Consider the following 25225-nt stretch of genomic DNA (forward strand, 5'->3'; position numbering starts at 1 on the left):
GCGTACGTGCATTTAACAGCAGGCCTATGTAAGCACCGCCTACCTGTCTGGCCGAGCCCTAGCATGGAAATTCCGAACCTATACCTCGGGCTATCTCCATCAACCGGTCAGACAGGGAAGCCACTCTATGACCTCACCCGCTGCAAATAACCACACGAACGCCAAACGGCTGGATGAGCGCTCAGCGCTGTTCACCCAACTCTATGTCGGCCCTTCATTCAGGGAGACCGCATCGGCTCTGTTGCGCCAGTCACTTCGGGAACAGTACCCGACGCTGGATATCAACCCGGACATCGCCATGGTCGGCACGCCGACCTGGCGACTGATTGACGACGAGATTGTCGCGGGGCCCACGGAATATCAGGCACTCAGCGACATCCTCGCTCAACAGGCAGTTCTGTCAGTGCCGACCCTGTACATCGAGGGCGAACACTTTCTCACCCAGCAACCGATCGTCGAGCCGACGGTTCACTTGCCCGTGCGTATCTGTGAAATCGCCAAAACCCTCAACCTGCTGGCTCCTGTCATGCTGCGGGCCTTCCAGCAACAGTTGGTCGCCTACTGGAATCAAACCAACGGCAGCGGCCCGCATTGGCACGAGTTGTCGAGCATGTTGCGGGCAGTCTGGAATGTCGAGACCGCAGACGACTGGAGCGCCACCGAGTGCGCCATGGCGCGCACCCTGTTCACCCACCCCGATAAAGCCGACAGGAAGGGCAAAGACCCTTACAACCTCAAGGCCTGCCTGATCGATATCGACCGCGTCGACGCTGACCACGTGACGCACCAGAATGAAGTGGTGATCGCGGTACTGCTCGGCGAACATGAAGGGCAGCGTTCGATCCTCATGTATTCACTGCTCAAGGGCTATGAAAAATTTCCTTCGCTGGAGCACCTGGGCAATTCATTGTCGTTGCACCTGCCAGCCTCTGCTTCGAACCAGGAAATTCATTGGCGGCTGTTCGAGCCTGATGGCGACTTTTTTGATCATCAGGCCTGCGCAATGGTGTCCGTGCTGGTCGAGGCCGTGGGTGCAATCGACTTCTCGGACCTGCGCCAGACCCATAACGCCGATGTCGTCCTCGGCACGCCGCCAGCCATCGCCCCGCTTGCCCCTGAAAAGGGCCCAGGGCTTGCCTGGTATCAGAACCAGTTGCCCGACTGGCTGACGAAGGCGTCCGTCGCCGACCAGAACTTCTTTGCCCGGCACTTGAAGGACCTCGCCGCCCTGCACAACCAGAACGCCGGCCGCTCTTACCTCGACGACGTTCCCTCCATCGAGGCTTACGCGTTGAAGGTGATCAAGGCGCAAATGATCAAGGATCATCCTGCCAGCGCCAACGTTCCCTTGGATAAAATCCGCCTGACGGTGAAAAGCCCGGTCATCTGGGGCACCTTCGTGGTGCCGGGTCAGTTCGAAACCACCTCTTTGAGCGTGGTAGAACTGGCCTTGCAAAACCTGATTGCGCTGCCGACCGGCAATCGATCTGTCGAGATCGATAAGGGGTTCAGCCTGCCTGGATGGATGACCTCTGGCTATTTTGTAGACTTGGTCACCGATGCCGATATCGGCAGTGCCTATCCCGCGTTGATCAAACAAAAACTGCTGGACGACCCGCAGGAGTCATTACGCCGTAAAACCCTCTATAGCCAGCACCTGCGTATCCAACTGCCTATGCAGGCCTTGCAAGCCAAGATTCGCCAGCAAGAAGGCATTGACGAGCGAGGCTACCGCTATGTGGCGGCGGTGTTACAAGACGAGGCCACTGACCGCCAGGTTGACGGGCAAACCATTGTGCTCAGGCCATTGGCGTTTCGGCCCCTGCGGCGCGCGGAAGCGACATTGGACACCGTTGCCAACATGTACGTGATCGGCCCCGAGGACATGACGGCCGGCCCATGCCTGTTGTATCGACCGATGTTCACACCGCCCCTGATGCAGTTCCCGACTCCGACCAATCTGATCTATGGGATTTCGCAATCGAGCACCCTGCGCGAGTCGGTACTGGCCTGGCTACCGGATGCGGTGCGTAACGACTACGCCAATTACGTATTCCCCGGCGCACTACCTACGCCTTGGCAGGTGGCCGATTACCTGATCGAGCCTGACAAACTATGGACCATGAGCGGCCCCATGGCGCTAGGTGAACAAGTGCTTAACGGCGACCGATTTTCCACTCTGTTCAAAGCCAACGCCAATGCCTTGATCGAACTGTCGGATCGGCAATCGGTTTCCAATGCCGAAAACCGTTGGGCCACGTTCAAGCAAGCCGGCTGGCTGATATTCAACGCCGTGCTGCCCTTTCTCGGTCGTACCGTGGGCACGGCGGTGTGGATCTGGCAGGTGGTCGATCAACTGCAAAACTTTATCGAGGCCCAGGAGCACGGTGAGCAGCAAGCCGAGTGGTCGGCGCTCACCGATGTCCTGCTCAACCTTGGCATGGCCATCACCCTGCATGTCGCCAGCCGCAGCCACCGTCCAGGCTACCCACGCAAGGCCCAGCCAACCCTGCCGCAGCCGACAAGCGCCACGGACGTCACCGTCAAACAACAGCCGTCCCTGACCCAGGCGTTGGCGTCCAAACATTCACCTCACTTGCACATCAGTGGCGCAATCAAGCGCGCCCCTGGCGAACTTGCCACCCTGCTCGACAGCTTCAAAATCAATAAGCCCGACGGCCTGGGCCCCGCTGAAAACGCGGCAGGCCAGCACCAGCACCTATTCCGGCATGCACAGCGCTACTACGCCCCCGTGGGGGAGCGCTGGTTTGAGGTGAACACCGATGACGATGAAACAGTGGTCATCATCGACCCCAAGCAACCGGAGCGCACAGGCCCGACGTTGATTCACAACGCCCAGGGCCAATGGTTCATCGACACGCGTCTGCGTCTGCGCGGCGGCGGCCCGAAAAAACAACAGCAAAGGTCCAAATCCGAAGCGGACGTCAAGGCAGTGGAAGCCCAGCGGCGATTGTCAGAATTTGAGCGAGACAAGAGCGCCACGCAATTGGAGATACAGGCGGCCCGCGCTGAGATGGAGGACCCCCAGGCCAGCACTTCGGCCGATGCCCGCCGTGAGATCTACCTGCAAAAGCTCGAGGCCCAGCGAAATAACTACGAAACGGCGCTGCAACAACTCAAGATCTTGAATGTGTTTGCCCCGACTGCGAATTATCAAGAGCAAGTCGTGCGCTACGTCGGCGCCCAGTTGGACCTGACGGAAACCGGTATACGCGAAGCTCAAGTCACGTTCACACCGAAGCTTAAAACCGTGCTGGACCAGATTGAGCGCCAGGCCAGCCATCCCGAGGAGCGTCATATCGAGGACGCCCAAACCTTGACCGAGATGAGCCAGGACATGATCGCACGCCTGAACTACACAGAGTCGCGGTTCGCTCAACTTAGAACGATGGGGCGATCCGGCTTCAAGGCTATCTGCCAACACCGCAAAAGCTTGCCGATTTACACGGCCCGCGACCTCAGGTTCCTGCAAGTGACCCTGGCGCGCAATCTGTGCGTGGACGAAAACAGCATGACCACGGCTCCGGATGCCTGGAACGCCATCGACCGTATTGTCGACAGCGCCAATCTGTCGATTCAGACCTTGCGTGAAACCCTGTTCGAACGCAGCGAGTCGCGTCTGGACGAACGCATCGAAACCGTGGGCAGCCTGGTCGAACAGTTCAATGTCCTTGATGAACGCCTGCAGGACTTTCCAGCGGAATTTACCAACGTTGCACTGACCACCCCCCTTACGCGCCTGCGTGAAAAAATCCGCAGCTTCTACAACGAAACCGTTGGCCACCTGGAGCTGCTGCACAGTGACCGGGACGCCATCAGAAACCGGCCAACTCCGCCGCCGACCCCGCCTAAAGCCAGGAAAAAAGTCATTTATACGCGTTACAACGGTGTGCTGGTCGGTGACCCACGCCTGTCAGCAACAGGCGAGGAAACCGGTCTGGTAGATATCAGATCTCCACTGACTCAGGACATCATGGCGACCTTCCACGAAAAGCCCGCAGGCGTCTGGGTACAGCGCGTAACGCCCGCCGAAACACAACCCAGTGTTGTCGTGGACGTTGCCACCCGCATCAAACAGGCACAGGACCTGTTGGACGCACTGGAGACTTTCAAGCAGCGGACCGCCGAACAAGCGGCCAAGCCGGAGCGCACGGCCATCGGCATAGAAACGTTGTTTCACCAGCACGCATTGGCGCTGGAACAGGCGTCTTCGAATATTAAAGAGGCCCTCACCCAAGGCAACGCAACCGAGAGCCACAAGGACTCGGCTGCGCTTGTGGACAGAAAGCTCAACGAGGCGGCCCAAGCCCTCTACAAGGAGGCTTCACGCTACAAGTCGTTGTTGTTCAAAAAGCATCCACCCACCGTGCATGCTCTGGAATGGCTGCTGAGAAACCAAGAGGTCGTCATCAAGAAAACCGTCACGCGGCGACGGCTCAAAGGCCCGGAGAAGGACTATCTGGACGAGTACACCATCCACAACCGCGAAGACCATAGCGTGCTGTGGTATGCCCACTTTCATTACTCAACCGACTGGGTGCCCGCCAAGGCATTCCTGCGCGCGCGCCTGAAAACCCCGCAGGAGCACGCCCGTGGCGCGGAGTCCGACACCCTCAACGGCCTTGGCGAGAAGCAGAAAACCGCGGTGTATCTCAGTGACATCAATCTAGACCAGGCCCGGCGGTTGTTTTTCACGGTGAAATGACTCCCCCTGAGGCGGGGGCGTTCGCGCCCTCGACTCATGACCGCAGCCAGCCGCAGCGCGACGTATCTACCACCCCTGCGGTAACGTCGCTCGCTACCTTGCGCGTTCCTTAAAGCCCGTACGGGCCATTGAATGCAAAGGAGCTGCGCATGCCCAATGACACTGTCAACAATCACCGTCCACCTACTACCTATGAACTGCTGACCCAGTTAACCAGTGGCCCCACTATCCGCGAAGTGGCCGCAACGGCATTGCGCTCAGCTATCAAGGCGCTATATCCCACGCTGGATATCGAACCCGACCTGGCCATGGTCGTCAGCCCTCAATGGGTGGTGGTCGGCGACGACGTCGTGCGTGCGCCGGCCACTGTCGAATCGCTCACCTCAGTGCTGGCCCGCCAGGCACTGTCCAGCGAGAGAGTGACCTATATCGACGGCCAACATTTCCTCACCTTGCAGCCGTACGCTCTGATTCCTGTGCATCTGGCAGTGAAAATCGATGCCATCGCACGCCTGATCAACGAGCTATCCGACCTGCTGTTCACTGCATTCCAGGAACAGCAACTGGACTTCTGGAACGCGTCCAATGGCACCACCGGTCCGCGCTGGCAATCCTTATCCAGCACACTGAGGAAGGTGTGGAACATCACCGAAGAGCAAGGCCTGAGTGAGCACGAAAGCGCGATGGCACGTGCATTTTTCCAGGAACCCGACCTGGCCAGACGCTCGCTGAAAGACCCTTACAAGACCCACGCGTACCTGGTCGACGTGGACATTCTTGAAGCCGGCCGGTCCACCCATGCCAGCTTCCTGGATATCACCGTATTGGTGGGCGAGCACGCCAATCGCCCGATGATCCTGACGCACTCGTTGGTGAGCGGGTATGAAACGTTCGAGTCACTGGCACAATTGGGTGCCGCGCTGCCTGCGCGAATGAGTGCGCCCGCCAGCGACGCCACCTTGCAATGGCGCTTGTATGAACCCGACGGCAACTTCTTCGATACGCTGGCCTGCAATCTGATCTCGTTGCAAATCTACGCCATAGGCAGTTATGGCGAATCCGGCCTGGGTAACCTGGCCGAAGCAAAGGTGCCCGCGACCACGGTTGCCCGCATCGTGCCCAGTATCGAAGAAATGAGCGATCAACAGCTGTCGAATATCCGCGATATTCACCGACAACTTCCAGACTGGCTGGCTTCGGCAACGGACTCCGATATCGCCGCCTACGGCCGCTATATGATCAACCTGGCCCAACTGCACAGCCATTATCACGGCGAAACGTTTCAGGACGGCATTCCAGCCATTCGTGACTACGCCCGGACACAGCTGCAAAACCTTATCCGCTCCCCCCAAGCGGGGGCGCGCCTGAACCTGGATAACATCGAAATCGTTATCGAGAGCCCAGTGCTGTGGGGCACGTTTATCGTCCCCGGAGCCGTGGACACCACACGACGCAGCCTGATCGACCTGGCCTTGGAAAACCTCACCGGCCTGCCCACCGGCAACGTGACAGTGCACTACAACGGCAGGGGCGGTGACGTGCCCGCATGGCTGACCTACAGCTACCTGAAAGACGTGATCGAGGACATCGACATCGGTCAGCGCTACCCCGCGCTGGTCAAACAGCAACTGCTCGATGACCCCACCCAGTCGAGTCACCGCCAACAGCTCTACATCCGCCACCTGCAGATTCAACTGCCGTTGCTGGCCCTGCAGATGAAAATCCGCAGCCAGGGCGGCTTCGATGAGCTGGGTTATCGCTACGTCGCCGCCGTCATGCATCCCGATGAACATGCGCGCCGTGTCGACGGGCACCCCATTGTCATCCGCCGCCTGGCCTTCGTGCCCAGTCTGCGCCCCGGGCCTGAGCAAGACGTGGTCACCAATATGTTCGTGATTGGCCCGAAGCATTCCGGCAACGGTCCCTGCGTACTCTATCGGCCATTGCTGGAGCCGGCCCTGATGCAATTTGCGTCGCGGCAAAACCTGCTCTATGCCATCAAACATGAGCGCTCCTTGCGCGAGTCGGTGTTGGCCTGGCTACCTGAACCGCAAAGATTCAACTACGCCCAATACGTTTTCCCCGACACCCTTCCTTCGCCCTGGACCGTGGTGCGCGCACTGGTCGAACCGCTCACCGTGCTGTACATGAGTGGCCCGGTGACGTTGAGCGATGAAGAAATGGGCAATGACATTTTTGCCACGCTGTTCAAGGCCAACGCCAATGCCATGGTCGAGTTGGCGACACGCCAGTCGGTGTCCAACGTACAGAAACGCTGGGCGACCTTTCGACAGACCGGCTGGCAAATTTTCAACGCCGCCCTGCCCTTCCTGGGCCGCACCCTTGGCATCGCCGCTTGGGTCTGGCAAATCATGGACGACCTGCAGGCCGCTGAGGAGGCCGTGAACAAGAGTGACCAGCCCGCCTCCTGGACAGCGTTGGTGGATGTCTTCCTCAACCTCGGCATGGCCCTAACGCTGCACATCGCCCTGCGCCACCCTCGAGCGTCCAAGCGATCCGCTTCCCCCAGGGTCGGCACTGAACCCACGAAAACGACGATTGAAACGGTAGGCAGGCCGTCCGTTACCGAGAAGACATTTACTTCAGTCCAACAGGCCACTATTTCCGACAGCCAACTTTCAGCCAAGCATCAAGGCCCCGTGCACACTCGCGGAGCCCTCAGTCACAGCCGCCTCGGACTGGCCAAGACGCTCGACAGCTTCAAGGTCGCCAAGCCCGAAAAACTCGGTGAACAAAATAAAAACCCCGGTCACCATCTCAATCTCTATCCGCTTGCAGATAAGTGGTACGCACCGGTCAGCGAGCGTTGGTTCGAGGTCACGGTGGATGACAACGACAGCGTCGTCATCATCGACCCGAAGGAACCTTCGCGTACCGGCCCACCGCTGATCGGCAACCTCGCGGGGCAATGGTTTGTCGATGTCCGTTTGCGGCTACGCGGCGGCGGTCTTCGAAACCGGCGGCGTGCGGTCAAGATCGATCAGCCGGCGCGCATTGCGGCACTTATGACTCAACTCAACGCCTTCGACGCGGTCGCCGCCCGCCAACAGCTGGACGTGCTTGAGGCAAAGCCTGCGCTGGACGCTGCCCCTGGCCCGTCCACGGACCTGCGACGTACAACGTTCATCGGTAAAGTCGACAGCCGGCTGGCGGCGTATGACGAAGCGATCAGCCAACTGAAGTCCTTGAGCATCATCGACACGGTGCCCACCTACCAGAGCACTATGAGCGGTTACCTGAAACAGCAATTGCAACTGACTCAGATCGCTTTGGAGCAACAAGTGATGAGTTATAGGGAGGCCCTGAAGTCGTCGTCCCCAATCCTCGACGCCGAGGTGGACATCGACTATAAAAACCAGGCTCGCAGCGCCCAAGACCTGTCCACCCTGAACCAGGCAATCATCAAGCGCCTGCAGTTCATCAACGACCGTTTCAACGATCTCAGAGCATTGGGAGATGAGGGTGCAGCCGTCATTCGTAAAACCATCGGGGAGTTGCCACAGCTGACCCTCACTGAACTCAAATCCCTGGAGATCATCCTGGGCCGCTACTTGTGTATCGATGAAGAGCAACGCCAGATCCCCGCCACGCTGCGCGAGCGGATGGGCCAGATCGTCGATAGCGCCGAACTGAACGTCGAGAGTTTCAATGAGATTGTGGAACGCGGTAATGGCGCATCGCTGGATGAGCGCATCGATGTACTCAACAGCCTGGTAGAGCAATTTTCCAGTGCCGACCAGCGCCTGCTCGATCTTCACGCCGATTACCCACAACACTTGCACAAAAGCCGCCTGGAAAGTTTCCGCCAACAGATTGGCGAGTTCAGCCAAAGGGCCGTGCACGACCTGGCGCAATTGCTGCGAACGAAGAAAGCCCTGGAGCCCAAGCCCGGCAGCTCGAAGACCGAGCCCCGCCCGCGGCGCAAAGTAATCAAAACACGCCATCACGGCTTGGTAATGGGTGAACCGCGTGAAACCGACAGTTCCCTGGTAGACGTCAGGGCCGGCATGACCGGCAAGGTGATCGCCACATTCCATGAAAAGTCGCCAGGGGTGTGGGTCACACGGCACAAAACTGCGCTGCACCCACCCGTGCCTGTTTCGGTGGACCTGGACACCAGCATCAACGCTGGGCAAACGCTATTGGAGGGCGAACACGCCGAAATTCGCAAATACAAGGGTTTCTCAACAAAGCCCTGGCATGCTCCGCAAGACATTCAAGATATGTTCGATGACTATGCGAAGACGCTGGAAGACGCGTCGAAGAACATCGAAGAAGCACTGACCCAGCGCAATCTCACAGAAAGCGAACATACCTCCGCTGCTGTGACCAATCGTCATCTCAAAGACGCGGCACAACGTTTCTATCGGCAGGGCAAAGAAACCTACATCGACATGATCAAGCGCCAGCCCCCAACCGCGGAACGGGTGAACTGGCTGCACAGCCAGGGGCTGATCACCATCGTCAAGGTCATCACTCGGCGTGCCCTCAAGGGGCCCAGAAAGGACTTTCTGGACGAGTACGAGATTCGCGATAACGAGAATGGCACGGCGCTGTGGTACGCGCACTTTCACTATGAAACCAAGAACGCTGCATTGGAGAATTTCACCAAGGATCATCTCAAGACCCGCGAACAACATCGGCTCGGCGGCGCCCACCAACGTACCGGGCCCAGTGACTGGGACATCATAGAAATCCACCGCCGCAGTATCGGTGAGCAACTGGCCAAGTCGCTGTTCTTCAAGAACTGATCGGCTACGCCTTCCACGCTTGACGCAAACGCGCCAGCGCCTGCGCAATGGCCGCCTCCGGCACGGCGGCAAACCCCATCACCAGGCCAGCATGCTGGTCCGGTGGCGGGCGTGTGCCAGCCAGCCAATAGCTGCTCAAACCATTGATCTCGACATCCACTGCACGGGCCTGAGCGAGCAACGCCTGCTCCCGGGCCAGGCTGTCCACCCGCACCGTGATGTGCAAACCCGCCGCGGCATTTGGCAACGCGCCGACCCCGGGCAACCCGGTGGGCCATCCGGCCAACAACGCATTGCGCCGGCTGAGCGCGGCGCGACGCATCCGACGAATGTGGCGCTGGAAGTGCCCCGCCGCCATGAACTCGGCCATCACCGCCTGGGTGCTGACTTCGGAGTGACGCACGTCCACGGCGCGGCGCCGGGTGAAGGCTTGCACCAGGCCCGGTGGCAACACCAGATAACCCAGGCGCAACGCCGGGAACGCCACCTTGCCGAAGGTGCCCACATACAGCACGCGGCCACTGCGATCCAGCGCGGCCAACGGTGACAGCGGCGCGCCGCTGTAGCGGTACTCGCCGTCGTAATCGTCTTCCACGATCCAACCGCCTGAACGTTCGGCCCAGGCCAGCAATTCCAGGCGCCGAGCCAGGCTCATCACCACGCCCAGCGGGTACTGATGGGAAGGCGTGACATACGCCACGCGGCAATCATTGAGGGTACTGAGCACCTGGCAATCCATGCCCTCGCCGTCGACCGGCACGCCATGCAGTCGCCCGCCGGCCAAAGCGAATGCATGGCCGGCCGCGCGATAGCCAGGGTTTTCCACCGCCACGCCATCCCCAGTCTCCACCAGCAACTGTGCACAAAGGCTAATGGCCTGCTGTGCGCCGCTGGTGATCACAATTTGTTCAGCCGTGCATTGCATGCCGCGCGAGCTGCGCAGGTACGCGGCGATCAAACCGCGCAGGCGACCGTCACCGGCCGGGTCGCCATAGCACAGCTGTTCCAGGTCGGGTTTGCGCCAGAACGCCCCATTCAGCTTGGCCCATACCTCAAACGGGAACAGATCGAAGGCGGGTACGCCCACGCGAAATGCCCGGGGCGGTCCCAACGGCGGCTGAGGCAGATGATGGTCTTTTACCCGTGCCAAACCGGCGCTGTGGATAACTTCGTCATCTAAATCCTCGGGCATATTCGCCCATTTTGTGGATAAGCCTGGGGATAAGCCTGTTGACAACCCTGTGGATACTTTTGTGGATAGTTTTTCGGCCATCGGCAATTGGGCAACATAGGTGCCATCACCGACCCGGCTTTCGATAAACCCCTCCGCGTACAGCTGATCGTAGGCGCGCACCACGCTGTTGCGGGAAATCGACAAGGCCGCCGCCAGATCACGGGTAGCGGGCAGCCGCGTGCCACTGACCAATCGCCCATCCAATACCCGCTGGCGCAGGGCCTCATACAGCTGGCGCGTGAGGCCCTGGCGGCGGTCCAGCTCGATACCGGCGGGGTTGAAGGACAACGGTGGCGAAACAGGCGGCATATTGGACCTATAAAAATAGCGCTAGATGGCTCTTACAACGAACCAATAGCCTGCCTAGGATGCAGGCATTCGCCAAGGAAAATCTCCATGTACACACCCCGCGCCTTTGCTCTCGATGACTTGCCCGAAATCCAGCAACTGATCCAGCACACCCGTCTGGCGCAGTTGGTAACCGTGGGTGAAAACGGCCTGCAAGCCAGCCACTTGCCCTTGCTGCTCAACCCCGATGAAGGGCCCAATGGCACGCTGTACGGTCACTTGGCCAAAGCCAACCCGCAATGGCGCGAGCTGCAAAATGGCGGTGAAGCGCTGGTGATCTTCGCCGGTGCCGACGCCTATATCAGCCCGGCGTTTTACCCCGCCAAGGCCGAGCACGGCAAAGTGGTCCCGACCTGGAACTACATCGCCGTGCACGCCTATGGCACGCCTGCGGTATTCAGCGACGCCGAGCGCTTGCTCAAGGTGGTCACCGCCCTCACCGACCGCCATGAAAGCGGCCGCGCCCAACCCTGGCGTGTCAGCGACGCACCGGCGGACTACATTGACGGCATGCTCAAGGCCATCGTCGGCTTTGCCCTGCCGATCAAGCGCCTGGTGGGCAAACGCAAGCTCAGCCAGAACCGCAGCGCCGCCGACATGGCCGGTGTGCGTGACGGCCTGGCCGCCAGTGCCGATGTACGTGACCAGACCCTCGCCCGCTTTATTCCCCAAGGAGTTTCAGAATGAGCTTGATCGACATTCGCCAGGTTACAGCCGCCGACCAAGCCGCCTGGCTGCCGCTGTGGCAGGCCTACTTGGCGTTCTACAACACCGAACTGCCGGACGCCGTCAGCCAAAGCACCTGGCAACGCCTGATCGACCCCCGCGAGCCGACCCATTCGGCACTGGCCTGGCAGGACGGCAAGGCGGTGGGCATGGTCAACTTCATCTACCATCGCTCCAACTGGAGCATCGAGAACTCCTGCTACCTGCAGGATTTGCTGGTGGACCCGACCCAACGTGGCACGGGCGTAGGTCGCAAGCTGATCGAATTCGTCTACGCCACCGCCAAGGCCGATGGCTGCTGCAAAGTGCACTGGTTGACCCACGAGACCAACGCCACCGCGATCCAACTCTACGAGCGCATCGCCGAACGCCCAGGCTTCATCCAATTTCGCAAAGGTCTTTAAGGAGCACAGCATGATCACTTCCCTCGCTGATTGGAAAGGCGTCCCGGCGCCGACTGCGCAACTGCTTGAAGGGCGTTTTATCCACCTGGAAAAGCTCGACCCGGCGCGCCATGCCGATCAACTGTGGCAAGCCCTTGAAGGCCCAGGGGCCGACCCGAAGCTGTGGGATTACTTGCCCTACGGCCCGTTCACCGAGCGCAGTGCCTTCGACGCCTGGTTGAACAACCACGCCGCCCACAGCGACCCGTACTTTTTCAGCGTGATCGACCGCGCAACGGGCCAGGTTCAGGGCATCCTCAGCCTGATGTCCATCGTCCCGGCGCAAGGCCGTATCGAAATCGGCCACGTCACCTTCGGCGCACCGATGCAGCGCTCGCCGAAAAGCACCGAAGCGGTGTACCTGCTGGCCAAATATGCGTTCGAGCAGGGCTACCGTCGGCTGGAGTGGAAGTGCAACAACGGCAACGCGCGGTCCAAGTACGCAGCCGAGCGCTTGGGGTTCAGTTTTGAAGGAGTGTTCCGCCAGCACATGGTGGTCAAAGGGCAGAACCGCGATACGGCGTGGTATTCGATCCTGGATTCGGAATGGCCGAAGGTCGGTGCCGGGTTTGAGGCGTGGTTGTCGCAGGCGAACCAGAGTGGGTCGGGCCAGTTGAAGACACTCACAGAGTGTCGGGGTTAATACTCACATGTGTGGGAGCTGGCTTGCCTGCGATACAGACACCTCGGTGTATCAGGCAAAACCAGTTGATGCCATCGCAGGCAAGCCAGCTCCCACAGGTTTGACTAGCGGTGAATCAGTCGGTCAGGCGCTGCGCCAGCACCGCAATATGCTCCGGTCCGATGCCGCAGCATCCACCCAGATGGCTAGCGCCGCGCGCTTGCCAATCGGCCGCCCATTGCAAGTAGCCGGGTGGGTCGAGGTCATCGCGCAACGGGTCCAGGCCATCGTTGGCCGTGGCTTCCTTGGGTTGCGGCGGGAAAGCGTTGGCGTAGGCGCCGATCTGAATCGCTACACCCAAACGGTCGAAGGTCTGGCGGGCAGCGTCAATCGCCGCGCCGATCACTTCCGGCTGGCTGCAGTTGAACAGCAATACCTGCACCCCCAGTTGCGCCGCCGCCTCGGCTGCGTCCGCCACCGGTTCGCCGGAGCGCAGGCGCGGCACCTCGTCGGTGTCTTCGTCTTTCAAGGTAAACGACAGCCAGAACGGCTTGCCATCCTTAGGCAGCCCGGCATGGATCGCCCGTGCTTCAGCGATTGAGCTCTGGGTTTCCGCCAGCCACAGATCGACATGCGGGGCCAGGCCGTTCACCAAGGGGGTGAGCAACTCACTGACGCGCTCGGCCTGGAACAGATCTGGGCGATAAGAGCCAAATAGTGGCGGCAGTGAGCCGGCTACCTGCACGGCTTTACCGGAGGCCTGCACCGCCCGTCGCGCCAACTCACCGGCCAGGGCGGCGAGCGCCTGCCCTTCTTGGGCGAACCGCGCTTCGCCGATATGGAACGGCACCACCGCGTAACTGTTGCTGGTGATCACATTGGCGCCGCTGTCGATGTAGGCCGCGTGCACCGCCTCCACCGCTTGCGGCGCTTCGCTCAAGGCCAGTGCCGACCATTCCGGCTGACGGAACGGCGCCCCACGGCGTTGCAGTTCACGGCCCATGCCACCATCGAGAATTACTGTGCTTACTGCGCCCATATGCTTTTTACTCATATGCTTATGAAAATAACTCACTATGAGAGTCGTTCTTATAACTATTTAATGCGTACCGTTCGGTTAATAACAACCTCTTTTTTATTCAGGTGTTCGATTTTGAAATTCAGACCGCTGTTGGCCCTGGGCCTGACGATGTTGGCTGCTTCAACCCAAGCCTTTGGCGGTGCCACGCTGGATCGTGTCGAGCAGAAGAAAGAGCTGGTCGGCGTGCTGATGGAAAGCTATCCACCGTTTTCATTTCTCAATGACCAGAACCAGCTCGACGGTTTCGACGTGGACGTGGCCAAGGCCGTGGCACAAAAACTGGGCGTGAAGTTGCGCCTGGAAACTCCGTCCTGGGACGTGATCGCCGCCGGCCGCTGGAGCGGGCGCTACGACATCTGCATCTGTTCCATGACCCCAAGCAAGGCACGCGCCGAGGTGTTCGACTTCCCGGTGGAGTACTACGCCTCGCCCGCCGTGATTGTGGTCAATGCCAAGGACGACCGCATCCACGACGCCCGGGACCTGAGCGGCAAGAAAGTCGGCCTCACTAGCGCCTCTAGCTACGAAAGCTACCTGAACAAGAACCTGGTGATCGAAGGCGCCGAAGACACGCAGTTGCAGTACCCGTTCGAGGAGGTGCAGATCGCCCCGTACGACACCGACAACGTGGCGTTCCAGGATCTGGGCCTGGGCGCTGGCGTGCGCCTGGATGCGATCCTCACCAACCTGGTCACCGCACAGCCGCGCCTGAGCCAGGACAAGCGTTTCAAGCTCGCCGGTGTGCCGCTGTACTCGGAGCCCAATTCGGTGGCCATCGAGAAAGGCGACCCGCAGTGGGACAGCAAAGTGCGTGAGGTCTTCGCCCAGCTCAAGCAGGACGGCACCTTGAGCGCGCTGTCGCAAAAATGGATCGGCGCCGATATCAGCCGATGAGTTTTCGCCTACGGCTTTACCTGACCTGGGCGGCACTGTTCGCGCTGTTTGCGAGTTTCTTCCTGAGCTTTGACCTGAAGTTCTCGATCATCCTCGACAAGCTGCCCAACCTGGTCGGCCTGCACCTTGCGCCCAATGGCTTCCTGCAAGGCGCGGCGCTGACGCTGTTCTTGTGCCTGTGCGCCATTGTCGCGTCGTCGGTGCTGGGCTTTATCACCGCGTTGGGGCGCCTGTCCAAAAGTGCCGTGGCGTTCGGCATCGCCAGTTTCTACGCCTCGTTCTTTCGCGGCACGCCGCTGCTGATCCAGATCCTGTTGATCTACCTGGGCCTGCCGCAATTGGGGCTGGTGCCAGGCGCCATCGTCGCCGGGATCATCGCGTTGTCACTGAATTACGGCGCCTACCTGAGCGAGATTTTCCGCGCCGGCATCCTCGGCGTGCCCCACGGCCAACGCGAGGCCGCGCTGGCCCTGGGCATGCGCGACAGGGCGATCTTCTGGCACGTGACCCTGCCCCAGGCCATGCGCACCATCATCCCGCCGGCCACCAACCAGTTCATCTCGATGCTCAAGGACTCCTCCCTGATCTCGGTGATGGGCGTGTGGGAAGTGATGTTTCTGGCGCAGTCCTATGGCCGCTCAAGCTACCGCTATATCGAGATGCTCACGACGGCGGCGATCATTTATTGGGTGATGTCCCTGGGGCTCGAATTGATCCAGGCGCGGATGGAGCGGCATTTCGGCAAGGGCTACGTGCGGCGCGGTTGACGGTCAGGGCCTGTTGCGCCGCACCTTGACCACGCCCATCTGCAAACCGAAGGGCCGAAACACGGCATTCAGCGATTTCAGGGTTGGGTTGCCATCGCCATGTTCGATATGCACCAGGGTACGCACCGAAATTTTGCACATTCTGGCGAACTGGCTTTGGTGCAGGCCGGTCACTTCGATGCGCAGGCGGCGTACGGCGGAGCCCAGCTCGAGCGAGCCACCGGCCAAGCCTTGTTCGACGCTGTCGATCAACAACGCACGAGCATCCATGCTAATCGTCATCTCAACCCCCACTGCCTGAGACGCAGGTCCAGTTTCCCTAATGGGATGCTTGGGTGATTCAAGGTCACAGCGGGCACGCCACTGGCCACCAGAAGATCCGGTAATGCACGCAGGTGCTCGGCTGTTTGTCGCAGGCGTTCAAAGCTTTGCTCGGGGTCGACGAGGTCGGCCAGAGCCTCGCATACCGCTCGCCAATTGATATCCCCGGCGATTTCCAAGGGTTTGGGCCATTTGGTGGTTCGAGTGACGGCTTCAGCGTCCATTACCATGGGTGCCAAATCATAAATGGGGGCCAGGCGCAGCGCCTTGGGCTCGCGGATGATCGATGTATTGCGGCCGTGGTTATCCGAATTACCCAGCACTTTATTCAGCAAATCCCGGCGCAGGTACTCTGCGACCAGATCTGCGACGTGGTCCTCTTGTCCCACTGCTCGCCATTGATCGACCAACAGCCTCACCACCTCCAGATGATCCATGTAGCTGCCAGGGGTGGTCACACCGGCCAAGGAATAGATCGACTCGACGGCCAGCCGTTCAACACCGCCCTCACCCAGCCTGCGATCAAAACGATGCATCCACAGGCTGGGTTTTGTCGCCTCTTCCAGCGCCAGCCCTTGGGTGGCGACCGTTTCGATGCCAAGAGACTCAAGCGCCCGGTAATAGTGGTACTCACTTCGCAGGATATCTTGATCAGTCTGCGTAGCCTGGTTGCGCGCGAACTTGATGAACCAGTGCTGAGCGACGTCAGCGTCATTCAGGATCGCGTCTGGATACAGCAAGCCATCTACGCCTTGGGTCATCAACAATTTCGGTGCCTCGCCCCCTGCTCCGGTAGCACCGCCGATGGCAGCACCTTGTTCATAGGCATATTCCAGGAAACGGCTATCGCGACTGACGACCTCATGTCGTGCAAACCCCATCGGGGTTTCACCGCCCAGGGCTTGGATGGACTCCTTGATCCGCATGTTGCCAATCGGCGCCGACGTACTGCGCCCCAGCAAGAACAAGTCGTCATCGATGGCCTGGGGTTTCTCACGACCAAGACGCTGCATCAAAAAGCGCTTGGCCGCGCCGGCTGGCGCGATATCGTGCAAAAAAGCGGGGGCTGACTTGAGCACCGTAACGTCCCAATCCAGCGGGAACCGGGCACTGGCCGCGTAGCAAAAAGGCTGCTGGATCTCTTCGAGGTGATCGGCCAGATAATCCTGGCGGTAATGAAACCTGCAGGGCCCGACAAAACCCCGTTGCGGTTCAGGAAATTCAAGCCGCATAGCATCATGCCAGTGCCCGGCGGTGAAAATTTGCAGCGTCAAAGAGTAAGCGGTGTCTTTCTGCAATTTAGTGCACCTGCTAAGCAGTGATGAGAGCAATACATGCAATATAGTGCATTTTTCACTCATAGAGTGTCTTTATATATGCATTAAAATGCAGATATGGAGGGGAAAGACCTGGAGATATGCAATTTAATGCATACGACTTGACCGTCATCACTGCGACACATTTCTGCAACGACCTTGCGCTATACCAGTCGACTCGCTTGCCATAACAAGGTCGCCCAGCATGCCCCCGTGTCCACAACGCCTCGCGCTCGCCATCACCCTGTTGGCCAGCGGCGGTTTCATTGAAGCAGCCGCAGCCAAGACCCTGCAGATCGACACGCCTACGACACAGGGGCAAACCCTGGGTGGCAGTGATACGTTGACCACGTCGGCGCCTGGCAGCATTACAACCTCCGGGGTGGCGGTGACGCTCAAGGACGGCACCCGCGGTGCGGGGGTGGTGGTGACTAACGCGGGCAAGCTGGTCTCCAGTGGCGGTCGGGGTATCGACAGTTCGGGGAACGTCAGCGGGGAGCGCAGGTACAGCATTTACAACCTTGCCGGTGGGGTGATTCAAGGTGCCAATGATGCGTTGCGCATCAACAGTAACGTTGTCAGCGGCAGCGTGCTGATCGACAACAGCGGCACCCTTCGCTCGGCCACCGGCCAAGGGCTGGACCTGGATGCGCTGCGCAGCAGCAACGTCACCACCACGATCATCAACCGTGCCGGTGGCTTGATTCGCGGGGAGGCCAGCGACGGCATGAAGACTGGCGCCAACGCCTCTATCACTAACTACGGTGAGATCTCCACCGGCAACACCTTCTCCCGCGATGACAAGTTCGATGGCGTGGACATCGACTCCGCCAGCGACGTGACGGTGACCAACTATGGCCTGATTTCCGGTGGCCGCCATGGCATCACCACGGACGAGGGCGCCACGCTGACCAACTACGGCACGGTGGTCGGCCGCAACGGCTCGGGCTTTGGTTCCGATGGCGACGGCACTGTGATCAACCACGGCACCATCACCGGCGCGTTCTCCGGGCTGCAACCGGATGGCGACGGTGACGGCGTGGACATCGACAAGATCGCCCATATCGAAAACTACGGCGTCATCCAGGGTGTCGGCGCCGGGGGTGTCGACAAGAACGGCTTTGCCAACGGCAGCGAAGGGATCGCCCTGGGCGGTGGCTCTCTCTACAACGCCAAAGGCGCGTTGGTCAGTGGTGCCAACAATGCCATCCTGGTGGACGACGGCAGCGACGGGCCGGGGCTCGCGGCTACCATCCTGGAGAACCACGGCACGATTCAGGGCCTGGATGGCTTTGGCGTGAAGTTCGTCGGCAACTATGCCGACACGGTTATCAATAGCGGCACCATCAGCGGCAGTAATGGCCTGGCCCTGGATTTGGGCGGCGGCGATGACCAGCTGATCTTGCGCAACGGCAGCCGCTTTATCGGCACGGTGGACGGCGGCAGCGGTTACGACCGACTGACCCTGGACGACGTCGCAGGGGGCAGTTTTGGCAACAGCCGCAACCTTGAATGGCTGGCGGTCAAGCAAGGCACCTGGACGTTGACCGGCCAGGGTGATTTCAGCGACGGCGGCAAGATTTCCAGCGGTGCCAAGTTGGTCAACCAAGGCGGGATTACCGGTAACGTGACGGTCGACACAGGCGGTGTGTATGCCGGCGGCGGCTCGGTGGGCAGCCTGGTAGTGAACGGCACCCTGCAGACCAACACCGCGTTGGGCACCGCCACCATCAACCGCGACTTGCGCATGGGCAGCGGCTCGACCCTGGCCTATGGCGTCAACGCCGACGGCAGCAGCGCGCCGATCAAGGTCGGCGGCACCGCTTACCTCAATGGCGCGACCCTGGCGGTCAACCCCGGCGAAGGCACCTACCCCTGGCAAAGCCATTACAGCGTGCTGCAAGCCGGCAGCATCAATGGCACGTTTGGCAAGGTCACCAGCGACTACGCCTTCCTGACCCCAACCCTGGATTACAGCGCCACTCAGGTCGGCCTTACATACACCCGTAACGACATCGCCTTCAACCAATTCGCCAGCACCGGCAATGGCGCCAGCGCCGCCAACAGCCTGGCAGGCCTGGGCACGAACAACCCGCTGTACAACGCCCTGCTCAATACCACCAGCGCCACAGCCGGGGCAGCCATCGAGCAACTGGCGGGCAGTAGCACCGCCAACCTCACCAGCGCCACCCTCAATGCCAGTGCGCAAGTGGGCCACAGCATGCTCGCCGCCATGCACCAGGTGGGTGGCGGTGCGGGACTGCTGGTGGGGCTCAATGACCAAGACACGCCGGTACTGGCCGCCACCGGCGTACCCGCCGAGGTGCGCAACCTCAATGACCCGAACGCGCGCGGCCGCCTGTGGCTGCAAGGCATCGGCAGCTACGGCAAGCTCGATGGCGAGCACGGCAGCAACGGCTTGACCCAACGCACCAAAGGCACAGTGCTCGGCGCCGATTGGGCGCTGGATAGTGACTGGCGCCTGGGTGTGCTGGGCGGTTACTCCAAGACCGACCTGGACACCACCGGTGTGGACGGCAGCGTCGACAGCTGGCACGCCGGCGTCTATGCCCTGCGCCAGAGCGGCCCACTGGCCTTGCGCCTGGGTGCGGCCTACAGCGGGCATCAGGGCGACAGTAAACGCACGGTGGCCTTCAACGGTTTTAACGACCGCCCCAAGGGCGACTATGACGCCAACAGCCAGCAGGCTTTCGCTGAACTGGGCTACGCCATGGGTAGTGGCCGCTTGAGCGCAGAACCGTTCGCCAACCTCGGCTACCAGCGCTACCAACGCGACGGCTATCACGAAAAAGGCGGCGCCGCTGCGTTGCATGTCGAGGGCCAGACCCAGGACAACTTCAGCAGCACCTTCGGCCTTCGCCTGGCGCACCTGAGCCAGCTGGACAACGGCGTCAGCCTCACACCTCGTGCCAGCGTTGGCTGGAAGCACACCTATGGCGATGTCGACAGCACCACACGCCAGGCTTTCCTGGCCGGTGGCACCGTCTTCAATGTGCAAGGCAGTGCGCTGGATCGGGACAGCCTGTTGCTCGAAGCGGGCCTGGACGTAGGCTTATCCGTCCGTCATCGCCTGGGCCTGGGCTATACCGGCGAAGTGGGCAGCAACAGCCGCAACCATGCGCTGACCGGCCAATGGCAGATGAGTTTTTAATCGCACCGTACTAGAGACAACTCCCGCAAAACGGTGGTCGATAGCCTGACAGTTATCCCCCCGCACCTCGCCTAAATTCCCGGCCTCATTCATCAGAGGTTGGGAATTCATGCCCTTTACACTTCAAAGAACCGCAATCGTCATCGGCCTGGCAGTGGCCGCGAGTTTTCAGCCCGCCCACGCGCGAGGCGATATCGAATACAAGCCCTATGAGAACCATCCCTACGACGCCACCGACTATAGCGGGGCGTTTATACCCAAGTTCGAAGCGCCGCCCATTCCACCGCCCTTCGACGGATTCCTCACCCAGCAGGCCACTTCGCACAACGGCCTGCAGGTCGCCAAGGTGCTGGAGCCGGCAGTGATTCAACTGGTGGCCTCCGGCGAGTTGGACTCGGAAGACCTCAAGGAGCTGCAAAAATCACTTGAGCAATTGAGCAAGCAACCCGGAGGGATCGGCGCAGCCCTTGAGCAACTGGCCGCCAGCCAAAACGCCAACCTGGCCACCGCAACCCAGGCCACCACCCAGCACCTGAGCCGCCAATTGCTCGCCACCCTGCGCACACTGCCTACTGACGACGACGGCCACTTCTGGGTGCAAGGCCTGGGCAACGGCGGCAGCCTAGACGCACAACACGGCAGCGCCGGCTTGAAGCACGATACCCAAGGCCTGTTGCTGGGCGCCGACTGGGCGCTCGACCATGCCTGGCGGGTGGGTGTCATGGGCGCCAAGACCTCCAGCCACTTCGATGCCCCGCGTTATGCCGCCAACCTGGACAGCTGGCACTTGGGCGGCTACGCCGTGCGCCAGGACGGCCCCTTCGCCCTGCGCCTGGGGGCGATCTACAGCAACCATGCCGGGCAGAACAAACGCAGCGTCAGCCTGCTCAATTACCACGACTCGCTCAAAAGCAAATACAACGCCAGCAGCCAGACACTGTTCTCCGAACTCGGCTATCAATTGGGCAGCGGTGATTCCACTGTCGAACCCTTCGTCGGCCTCGGCTACCAACGCTATCAGCGCGACCGTTTCAAAGAGAGCGGCGGCGTAACCGCATTGAACGTCGGCCCACAAACCCAGCGAAACTTGAACAGCACCTTTGGCCTGCGCCTGGCAACGCTGTATCGCTTCGACAACAACATGAGCCTCACGCCTCACCTAAGTACGAGCTGGAAGCACCTGTATGGCGACGTCAATAGCCAGGTCCGCCAAACCTCGCGCTATGCGCCAGGCCTGATCGACGGTTACACCATCACTGGCACCGCCCTGGACCGCGATAGCTTTGACTTGCAAGCAGGCCTGGACCTTGCCTTGTCCACCCAACACAGCGTCGGCCTGACCTATACCAGCCAAGCCGGCAACCATGGCCACGAACAAGGCCTGATGGGCCAGTGGAAAATGAGCTTCTAAGCCCGGGAACGCCTGAATTTCAGGCGAAAAAAAAGGGGAGCACCTGCCCCCCCGAGGATTAAACGTCAGTCTCGAAGGCTGTGATCAGCCTTCGATCTCAATCAGGATTTCGCCAGGATTCACCCGGTCGCCCTTGGCCACATGTACAGCGCTCACCTTGCCGGCAATCGCTGCCTGCACTTCGGTTTCCATCTTCATGGCTTCGGTAATCAGCACGGCCTGGCCGGCCTTGACCACGTCGCCGACCTTGACCAGCACATCGACGATATTGCCCGGCATCGCCGTGCTGACATGGCCCGGTTCGGTGGCATGCTTGCGCTTGCTGCCGCCGCTGCTGACAAACTCGTTGAGCGGTTCGAACACCACTTCTTCCGGCATGCCGTCGATGGACAGGTAGAAGTGACGCTTGCCTTCGGCCTTCACGCCGACACCGGTGATATCCACGCGGTAGCTTTCGCCGTGCACGTCGATAACGAATTCGGTCGGTACGCCTTCGCCGCCAGCACGGGCCACGCCGCCCGCTTCAGGGATCGGCAACAGCACTTCAGGAGCCAAGGTGCCGGCGTCGCGCTCTTCGAGGAACTTGCGCCCGATGTCCGGGAACATGGCGTAGGTCAGCACGTCTTCTTCGGACTTGGCCAATGCGCCGATTTCACCGCGCAGCTTGGTCATTTCCGGCTTGAGCAAATCCGCCGGGCGCACGTCGATCACGTCTTCGCTGCCGATGGCCTGGCGACGCAGTTTTTCGTTCACCGTGCCCGGCGCCTTGCCGTAACCGCCTTGCAGATAGAGCTTCACTTCGTTGGTGATGGTCTTGTAGCGCTCACCGGCCAGCACGTTGAAGAACGCCTGGGTACCGACGATCTGCGAGGTCGGCGTTACCAGCGGCGGGAAGCCAAGGTCTTCACGCACTCGTGGAATCTCGGCCAACACTTCACTCATGCGGTTAAGAGCGCCCTGCTCTTTGAGCTGGTTGGCCAGGTTGGAGATCATCCCGCCCGGCACCTGGTTGACTTGCACACGGGTGTCGACGGCGGTGAATTCGCTCTCGAACTGGTGGTACTTCTTGCGCACGGCGTAGAAGTACAGGCCGATCTCTTGCAGCAGTTCCAGGTCGAGGCCGGTGTCGAACTCGCTGCCTTTAAGGGCCGCTACCATCGACTCGGTGCCCGGATGGCTGGTGCCCCAGGCAAAGCTGGAGATGGCCGTGTCGATATGGTCGGCACCGTTTTCGATGGCCTTGAGTTGGCACATCGCGGCCAGACCGGCGGTGTCGTGGGAGTGGATGAAGATCGGCAGATTCTGCTCGGCTTTGAGTGCCTTGACCAGTTCGCCAGTGGCGTAGGGCGTGAGCAGGCCGGCCATGTCCTTGATCGCGATGGAGTCGCAGCCCATGGCTTCCAATTGCTTGGCCTGGGCCACGAACGCTTCCACGGTGTGCACTGGGCTGGTGGTGTAGGCGATGGTGCCTTGTGCATGTTTGCCAGCGGCCTTGACCGCTTCAATGGCCACGCGCAGGTTACGCACATCGTTCATCGCATCGAAAATGCGGAACACGTCGATACCGTTGACCGCCGCCTTGGCCACGAAGGCCTTGACCACGTCGTCGCTGTAATGGCGGTAGCCCAGCAGGTTCTGGCCGCGCAGCAGCATTTGCAGGCGCGTGTTGGGCAGTGCGGCGCGCAGTTGGCGCAGGCGCTCCCACGGGTCTTCCTTGAGGAAGCGCACACAGGCGTCGAAGGTTGCGCCGCCCCAGACTTCCAGGGACCAGTAGCCGACTTTGTCGAGCTTGTCGCAGATCGGCAGCATGTCGTCGGTGCGCATGCGGGTGGCCAGCAACGATTGGTGGGCGTCGCGCAGGATGGTGTCGGTTACGAAGATCTTCTTGCTCATTGTTATATTCCTCACAGGCCTGCGTGGGCGGCGATGGCGGCGGCGATGGCCAGGGCCAGCTCTTCGGGTTTGCGCTTGATCGAGTAGTTGGTCAGCTCAGGGTGGCTTTCCACAAAGCTTGTATTGAACTGGCCGCTACGGAATTCCGGGTTGCGCAAGATTTCCTGGTAGTAGGCGGCGGTCGTCTTCACGCCTTGCAGGCGCATGTCGTCCAGGGCACGCAGGCCGCGGTCCATGGCTTCTTCCCAGGTCAACGCCCACACCACCAGTTTCAGGCACATGGAGTCGTAGAACGGCGGGATGGTGTAACCGGTGTAGATCGCCGTGTCAGTCCGCACGCCGGGACCGCCGGGGGCGTAGTAACGGGTGATCTTGCCGAAGCTTGGGAGGAAGTTGTTCTTCGGGTCTTCGGCGTTGATACGAAACTGCAACGCGAAACCCCGGTGCTGGATGTCTTCCTGCTTGACCGACAACGGCAGGCCGGAGGCGATGCGGATTTGCTCGCGAACGATATCGATGCCGGTGATTTCTTCGGTGATGGTGTGTTCCACCTGCACCCGCGTGTTCATCTCCATGAAGTACACCTCGCCCTCGGCGAGCAGGAACTCCACGGTACCGGCGTTCTCGTAGCCCACAGCCTTGGCCGCGCGCACCGACAGGTCGCCGATGTAGGCGCGCTGTTCGGGGGTCAGCTGTGGGCTGGGGGCAATTTCGATCAGCTTCTGGTTGCGACGCTGGATCGAGCAATCACGCTCGAACAGGTGCACCACGTTGCCAAAGCTGTCACCGAGGATCTGCGCCTCGATGTGCTTGGGATTGACGATGCATTTTTCCAGGAACACTTCCGCCGAACCGAAGGCCTTGGTGGCTTCGGAAATCACGCGGGGGAAGGCTTGCTCGAGTTCTTCGCGACTGTTGCAACGACGAATGCCACGGCCGCCACCACCGGAGGTGGCCTTGAGCATCACCGGGTAACCGATACGGTCGCCTTCGGTGAGGGCTTCATGGATGTCGGCAACGTTGCCTTCGGTGCCCGGCGTGACTGGCACACCGGCCTTGATCATGCTGCGGCGCGCTTCGGTCTTGTCGCCCATGCGGCGAATCACTTCTGCCGACGGGCCGATGAACTTGATGCCGCGCTCGGCACAGATATCTGCCAATTCGGCGTTTTCCGACAGGAAGCCGTAGCCGGGGTGTAGCGCATCGCAGCCGGTTTCCACCGCCAGGTTCACCAGCTTGCGCGGGTTCAGGTAACCGGCCAGTGGCTCGGCACCGATGCTGTGGGCTTCGTCGGCACGCTTGACGTGCAACGCGTGGCGGTCGGCATCCGAATAAACCGCGACCGAGCGAATGCCCATCTCGGCGCAGGCACGCACGATTCGTACGGCAATTTCACCACGGTTGGCGATCAGGATCTTTTTTATCACTTGGAAATTCCCTTGAGCCGATTGCTGCGTTCTTCGACCCGCTTGAGGCGGGTCGGCGCGTGACCAAATGTT

The 25225-nt window shown here is 60.6% G+C and carries 15 protein-coding genes; 9 read left to right on the top strand and 6 right to left on the bottom strand.

Annotated elements, in window-relative coordinates; genetic code table 11:
- The first annotated feature begins 127 nt into the window (after positions 1-127).
- Positions 128-4726, top strand: coding sequence for a hypothetical protein (locus AC4PS6_RS10350; RefSeq protein WP_492180781.1), 4599 nt, complete (start codon positions 128-130; stop codon positions 4724-4726).
- Positions 4727-4875: 149 nt separating this feature from the next.
- On the top strand, positions 4876-9498 hold the full coding sequence (locus tag AC4PS6_RS10355) for a dermonecrotic toxin domain-containing protein (protein ID WP_336827107.1): 4623 nt from the start codon (positions 4876-4878) through the stop codon (positions 9496-9498).
- Positions 9499-9502: 4 nt separating this feature from the next.
- On the opposite strand, the gene pdxR is transcribed toward AC4PS6_RS10355, so the two are convergent.
- The gene (pdxR, locus tag AC4PS6_RS10360) at positions 9503-11041 is read right to left on the bottom strand and encodes a MocR-like pyridoxine biosynthesis transcription factor PdxR (protein ID WP_336827108.1); all 1539 of its coding nucleotides are present in this window, start codon (positions 11039-11041) and stop codon (positions 9503-9505) included.
- A gap of 87 nt (positions 11042-11128) precedes the next feature.
- Between pdxR and AC4PS6_RS10365 the strand changes: the two genes are divergently transcribed.
- Genes AC4PS6_RS10365 through AC4PS6_RS10375 form a run of 3 tightly spaced genes read left to right on the top strand, consistent with a single transcriptional unit; the run spans position 11129 to position 12892 of the window.
- Positions 11129-11767 carry an FMN-binding negative transcriptional regulator gene (locus AC4PS6_RS10365; RefSeq protein ID WP_014720542.1) on the top strand — a complete coding sequence of 213 codons (639 nt, stop codon included), beginning with the start codon at positions 11129-11131 and terminating at the stop codon, positions 11765-11767.
- Positions 11764-12210 carry a GNAT family N-acetyltransferase gene (locus AC4PS6_RS10370; RefSeq protein WP_014720543.1) on the top strand — a complete coding sequence of 149 codons (447 nt, stop codon included), beginning with the start codon at positions 11764-11766 and terminating at the stop codon, positions 12208-12210. Before AC4PS6_RS10365 ends, AC4PS6_RS10370 begins: the two co-directional genes overlap by 4 nt.
- Positions 12211-12220: 10 nt before the next feature.
- Positions 12221-12892 carry a GNAT family N-acetyltransferase gene (locus AC4PS6_RS10375; protein ID WP_014720544.1) on the top strand — a complete coding sequence of 224 codons (672 nt, stop codon included), beginning with the start codon at positions 12221-12223 and terminating at the stop codon, positions 12890-12892.
- 115 nt (positions 12893-13007) lie between these two features.
- Here AC4PS6_RS10375 and AC4PS6_RS10380 read toward each other — a convergent pair whose 3' ends face one another.
- On the bottom strand, positions 13008-13910 hold the full coding sequence (locus AC4PS6_RS10380) for a homocysteine S-methyltransferase family protein (RefSeq protein WP_014720545.1): 903 nt from the start codon (positions 13908-13910) through the stop codon (positions 13008-13010).
- A 114-nt stretch (positions 13911-14024) separates the two neighbouring features.
- Here AC4PS6_RS10380 and AC4PS6_RS10385 point away from each other — a divergent pair, with 114 nt between their 5' ends.
- Both AC4PS6_RS10385 and AC4PS6_RS10390 read left to right on the top strand, forming a co-directional pair.
- The gene (locus tag AC4PS6_RS10385; RefSeq protein ID WP_103452131.1) at positions 14025-14846 is read left to right on the top strand and encodes an ABC transporter substrate-binding protein; all 822 of its coding nucleotides are present in this window, start codon (positions 14025-14027) and stop codon (positions 14844-14846) included.
- Positions 14843-15613 carry an amino acid ABC transporter permease gene (locus AC4PS6_RS10390; RefSeq protein ID WP_014720547.1) on the top strand — a complete coding sequence of 257 codons (771 nt, stop codon included), beginning with the start codon at positions 14843-14845 and terminating at the stop codon, positions 15611-15613. Before AC4PS6_RS10385 ends, AC4PS6_RS10390 begins: the two co-directional genes overlap by 4 nt.
- Positions 15614-15616: 3 nt before the next feature.
- Here the strand turns inward: AC4PS6_RS10390 and AC4PS6_RS10395 are convergent, their stop codons facing one another.
- Together AC4PS6_RS10395 and AC4PS6_RS10400 are read right to left on the bottom strand one after the other, a co-directional pair.
- A complete protein-coding gene (locus AC4PS6_RS10395) occupies positions 15617-15895 on the bottom strand; it encodes a helix-turn-helix domain-containing protein (RefSeq protein ID WP_014720548.1) in 279 nt (92 codons plus the stop codon).
- A complete protein-coding gene (locus tag AC4PS6_RS10400) occupies positions 15892-17232 on the bottom strand; it encodes a type II toxin-antitoxin system HipA family toxin (RefSeq protein WP_038452025.1) in 1341 nt (446 codons plus the stop codon). The genes AC4PS6_RS10395 and AC4PS6_RS10400 overlap by 4 nt, the downstream gene beginning before the upstream one ends.
- 223 nt (positions 17233-17455) lie before the next feature.
- Between AC4PS6_RS10400 and AC4PS6_RS10405 the strand changes: the two genes are divergently transcribed.
- On the top strand, positions 17456-20422 hold the full coding sequence (locus tag AC4PS6_RS10405) for an autotransporter outer membrane beta-barrel domain-containing protein (RefSeq protein WP_336827109.1): 2967 nt from the start codon (positions 17456-17458) through the stop codon (positions 20420-20422).
- A gap of 109 nt (positions 20423-20531) precedes the next feature.
- Positions 20532-21833: an autotransporter outer membrane beta-barrel domain-containing protein gene (locus AC4PS6_RS10410; protein ID WP_014720551.1), complete on the top strand. Its 1302-nt coding sequence runs from the start codon at positions 20532-20534 to the stop codon at positions 21831-21833.
- An 84-nt stretch (positions 21834-21917) separates the two neighbouring features.
- Here the strand turns inward: AC4PS6_RS10410 and oadA are convergent, their stop codons facing one another.
- Positions 21918-23726 (bottom strand): sodium-extruding oxaloacetate decarboxylase subunit alpha, encoded by a 1809-nt coding sequence (gene oadA / locus AC4PS6_RS10415; protein ID WP_003195730.1) that lies wholly within the window; start codon positions 23724-23726, stop codon positions 21918-21920.
- Between the two features lie 11 nt (positions 23727-23737).
- Positions 23738-25153, bottom strand: a complete 1416-nt coding sequence (locus tag AC4PS6_RS10420; RefSeq protein ID WP_003195732.1) for an acetyl-CoA carboxylase biotin carboxylase subunit — start codon at positions 25151-25153, stop codon at positions 23738-23740.
- Between the last annotated feature and the right edge of the window lie 72 nt (positions 25154-25225).

The organism is Pseudomonas sp. DW-iso17, assembly GCF_058725345.1.